Here is a 3,271-nt window from a genome sequence, read left to right as displayed (position 1 = left end):
GAGGGCTGGCGCAGTTGCGCGTCCGCCTCAGCCGGAAGTCCGTGCGGCGGTTGTGGCGAGGGCGCCATGGTGTTGGGTAGACACCCGCCACACGCGAGGTGCGGCGGGCCGTGGTCGGCGTTCAGTTCTTTTCGCCGGCCTTCTTCTTCAGTTCGCGGCTGCCGAGGAAGGACAGCACGGCGAGCCCCAGCGCCACGAAGCCCCACACCTTGAGGTCCGGGAACTCGGCGGCGAAGCCGAAGGCGAGAAGGGCGGCAAAGGCGAAGATGCCGGTCGATAGTTTCGGGAAACCCATGACGAAGGCGGCACCGAAGGCAAAGAGCAGCGCGACCAGCAGCCCGACGGCGCCGGCGGCGGAGACAGTCTCCTTGCTGGCGAGGCTGCCGCTCATGCTGACGACACAGGATTGCAGCCCGACGACCAGCATGAGGCACAGGGCGATGATGAGGACGGCGATGCGCATGGCGTGCTCCTCACTTCACTCGGCCATGACCGCCACTGAGGCAATCCAAATCCTCTATGCCCGGCGCTGTCGGACCGACGATCATCAGCCCGATGGCGAGAAGGTAGCCGACGTTTATGGCGACGACGTCGCAGAGCCTTTGCGCGTCCGCCTTCGCGGGTTCTCGACCCTGCTCGATGATGCGATCCATATTGACGCCCATTCCGATCATGGGCGCTGCTTCCTCGCGCAGGCCCCGCCAGATGAAGCCGTTCTGGCGCTCAAAATGGACATTCACCCGCTGGACGATCTCCCCGACTCCAGGGGCGTAGTAGCAGGTATCCTTGCTTTGCTCGTAGGCCTCGACGGCCCCAGCGGCCTGTTGAAGGGTGCGCAGATCGGCTGCCGACGCTGGCGGCATTGAGAGGCCGAGCAAGGCGCCCGCTATCAGGTTGAAGAAGCGCGCCCGCCCAGCTCGGGGGCTGCCTGCCCCGGTAGTCTTACGATGTAGTTTCATATTACCTCCGACTGGTCGGCTGTCCGCGTTGCCTGGATTGATCGTTGAGCGAGTGATCGGAGCTCCTTTTGAGCGCGAGATGCCCTTCGGAGCCGAGTGCGCAGCGGCGGCGACGCCAATAACTCGATAGCATTGAGCATACTCAATGGTAATCGATACGGCAAATTGGTCGCTTGCGGCCATGGATGGCCGAAAGCGCGTTGCCTGGAATCTCAGGCGGATAAGGGTCGAGCGTGGTCTCTCGCAAGAGAGGCTTGCGATCGACGCTGGCGTCGACCCCAGCTATGTCAGCCAGATTGAAACCGAGACCTACAACCCGACTGTGGGCGTGCTGGACAAGCTGTCCGCTGCGATGGGGGTTGATGTCGGCGAGCTACTCTTGCTCCCGCCTGATGGCACCCCGCCGCCTCCTCTGCGACGTGGCCGCAAGTCATCGCGTAGCTCGCCGGGCTAGGCATTCACACCGGCATAATCAGCAAGGCAAAATAGAATACCGGCGAGCAAAAAGCCGTTGCCACGCCGCGCGTTGTCGGCTGTTCGCATGGCCCCGAAATGCAGACCACAACCCCATGTCCTTGAAAAACAACTATAGATTGTAGTATGGTGGTGCCGCCACAACCGGCCGCAGCCGGTATTCGCACTCACATCCAAGGGCCCTTCGGGGCCCTTCTGCATTTCAGGAGCACCTCATGCCCAAACCTAGCCTTGCCGTCGTTACCAAGCACGCGCCCCCGCCCGCCACGCGCGCCGCCACCCTGGTGCTGTTCGGCCGCGATGAGGCGGGAAAACCCCACGCTGCCTCCTTTGCCGCCACCGAGAGCGAGGGTGCGCAGGCGGCTGCCGCCGCCATGGGGCTGCGCCATGCCCCGGTGAACGGGGAGGTGATCGCGAAGCTCGCCCGCCTGCTGCCGCTCGGACGGCTGTTTCCCAGCGGCAAGGCCTTCGTGCCCTTCGTCAAGGCGACGCTCTATGGCGAGTTGCTGGCCGCGCTCGGCGAGAAGGATGAGGAACAGGACAGCGGGGATTCCGAGGCCGAGCACGAGAAGCTCGCCCCGGCGCTGTACGACTTCTCGGCCTATCGGTTGCCGCCCGGCTGGGGCGAGATCGGGCCGGGCCACCTCGTCCTCGCCACTGTCGGCCCGCAGGAGGGTTGGTATGAGGCGCTGATCACCGATGTGAAGGATGATGGCGGGCTGTTCGTGCTGTCGTGGCGCGACTGGCCCGATGAGCCGTCGTTCCTGCGCCGCGCCCATCAGCTGGCGCTGCTGCCCATCATCGCCACGGCCGCCGCGGTCTGACCCGCCCCGCCATTGGGGGCGGCGCTGGTGCCTGTCGGCCTTGTCGGGGGTGCCAATGACGATGCCGGCTCGGTTCCGCCGCCAGCGCCGCCCCTAGGGCCTCACCTCATTGCCGCTCAGGGAAACTCTCATGCTTGTTGGATATATGCGGGTGTCGAGCGCGGATGACCGCCAATCGGTGGATTTGCAGCGCGACGCTCTGATCGCCGCCGGCGTCGATGAACGCCACCTCCACCACGACAAGGCGTCGGGCGCGAGGGATGATCGCCCCGGCCTGCTGCGCTGCCTCAATGATTTGCGCGCCGGGGACTGCTTCATCGTCTGGAAGCTCGATCGGCTCGGCCGTTCGCTCATCCACCTTTTGACGCTGGTCGAAGACCTGAAAAAGCGCGGCGTCGCCTTCCGCTCGCTCACCGAGCAGATGGACACCACCACCCCGCATGGGGAGCTGCTGTTCTCGATCTTCGGCGCCCTCGCGCAGTTCGAGCGTGCCTTGACCCGGGAGCGCGTCATCGCCGGGCTTGCCGCCGCCAAGCGCCGGGGACGACGTGGCGGGCGCCCGCACGCCATCGACGAGGAGAAGCTGCAGCAGATCATCGCCGCGCTAGACTCAGGGGCTTCCAAGGCCAGCGTATGCCGCGCCTTCGGCGTCGCGCGGTCGACCCTCGGCGGGGCGCTGGGGCGTAACAGCCACCAGCCCGCCACCGACATGGGGGTGTTGTCATGAGCACCGCCCCGCGATCCGCTACCATCGCCCAGCTGAACGATGAACTGCGCCGGACCCTTACAACCGGCGACGTGATGCTTACCGCCGGAATCCGCGCCCTGCCGCCCGGGCAGCTGCGCGCCGTGCTCGCCCGCGTCCGCCGCCATGACGACTTCACGCCGGACAACGATCCCTACGGCGAGCGCGACTTCGGCGCTATCGCCCTGGATGGCCTCGGCCGCATTTTCTGGAAGATCGACTATTGCGACCCGACCCTGACCTTCGGCAGCGAAGACCCCGCCGACCCC

Annotated in this window: 6 protein-coding genes; 4 read left to right on the top strand and 2 right to left on the bottom strand. The window is 65.9% G+C overall.

Translation table 11 applies throughout. From position 1 onward, the window contains the following. Nucleotides 1–121 precede the first annotated feature (121 nt). Both J2S76_RS23130 and J2S76_RS23125 read right to left on the bottom strand, forming a co-directional pair. Nucleotides 122–463, bottom strand: a complete 342-nt coding sequence (locus tag J2S76_RS23130) for a hypothetical protein (RefSeq protein WP_307064505.1) — start codon at nucleotides 461–463, stop codon at nucleotides 122–124. 10 nt (nucleotides 464–473) lie between these two features. Further along, nucleotides 474–959 carry a hypothetical protein gene (locus J2S76_RS23125; RefSeq protein WP_307064504.1) on the bottom strand — a complete coding sequence of 162 codons (486 nt, stop codon included), beginning with the start codon at nucleotides 957–959 and terminating at the stop codon, nucleotides 474–476. Nucleotides 960–1,104: 145 nt separating this feature from the next. On the opposite strand from J2S76_RS23125, the gene J2S76_RS23120 reads away from it, so the two are divergent. The 4 genes from J2S76_RS23120 to J2S76_RS23105 form a co-directional block, all read left to right on the top strand. After that, a complete protein-coding gene (locus J2S76_RS23120) occupies nucleotides 1,105–1,413 on the top strand; it encodes a helix-turn-helix domain-containing protein (RefSeq protein ID WP_307064502.1) in 309 nt (102 codons plus the stop codon). Between the two features lie 235 nt (nucleotides 1,414–1,648). Next, on the top strand, nucleotides 1,649–2,257 hold the full coding sequence (locus tag J2S76_RS23115; protein ID WP_307064500.1) for a hypothetical protein: 609 nt from the start codon (nucleotides 1,649–1,651) through the stop codon (nucleotides 2,255–2,257). A 130-nt stretch (nucleotides 2,258–2,387) separates the two neighbouring features. Next, on the top strand, nucleotides 2,388–2,984 hold the full coding sequence (locus J2S76_RS23110) for a recombinase family protein (protein WP_307064498.1): 597 nt from the start codon (nucleotides 2,388–2,390) through the stop codon (nucleotides 2,982–2,984). Beyond that, the coding region (locus J2S76_RS23105; protein WP_307064496.1) for a DUF3768 domain-containing protein at nucleotides 2,981–3,271 on the top strand (291 nt) is incomplete at its 3' end. The genes J2S76_RS23110 and J2S76_RS23105, both read left to right, overlap by 4 nt.

Origin of the sequence: Ancylobacter vacuolatus, assembly GCF_030813595.1 — a bacterium.
GTDB classification, from domain to species: domain Bacteria; phylum Pseudomonadota; class Alphaproteobacteria; order Rhizobiales; family Xanthobacteraceae; genus Ancylobacter; species Ancylobacter vacuolatus.
The sequence above is the reverse complement of the archived record's forward strand: the minus strand, read 5'-3'. Positions and strand labels throughout refer to the sequence as shown.

What these genes read in the sequence shown, in the direction of transcription:
- J2S76_RS23130 (WP_307064505.1), bottom strand. Translation starts at nt 463, where the DNA reads ATGCGCATCGCCGTCCTCATCATCGCCCTGTGCCTCATGCTGGTCGTC.
- J2S76_RS23125 (WP_307064504.1), bottom strand. Translation starts at nt 959, where the DNA reads ATGAAACTACATCGTAAGACTACCGGGGCAGGCAGCCCCCGAGCTGGG.
- J2S76_RS23120 (WP_307064502.1), top strand. Translation starts at nt 1,105, where the DNA reads ATGGTAATCGATACGGCAAATTGGTCGCTTGCGGCCATGGATGGCCGA.
- J2S76_RS23115 (WP_307064500.1), top strand. Translation starts at nt 1,649, where the DNA reads ATGCCCAAACCTAGCCTTGCCGTCGTTACCAAGCACGCGCCCCCGCCC.
- J2S76_RS23110 (WP_307064498.1), top strand. Translation starts at nt 2,388, where the DNA reads ATGCTTGTTGGATATATGCGGGTGTCGAGCGCGGATGACCGCCAATCG.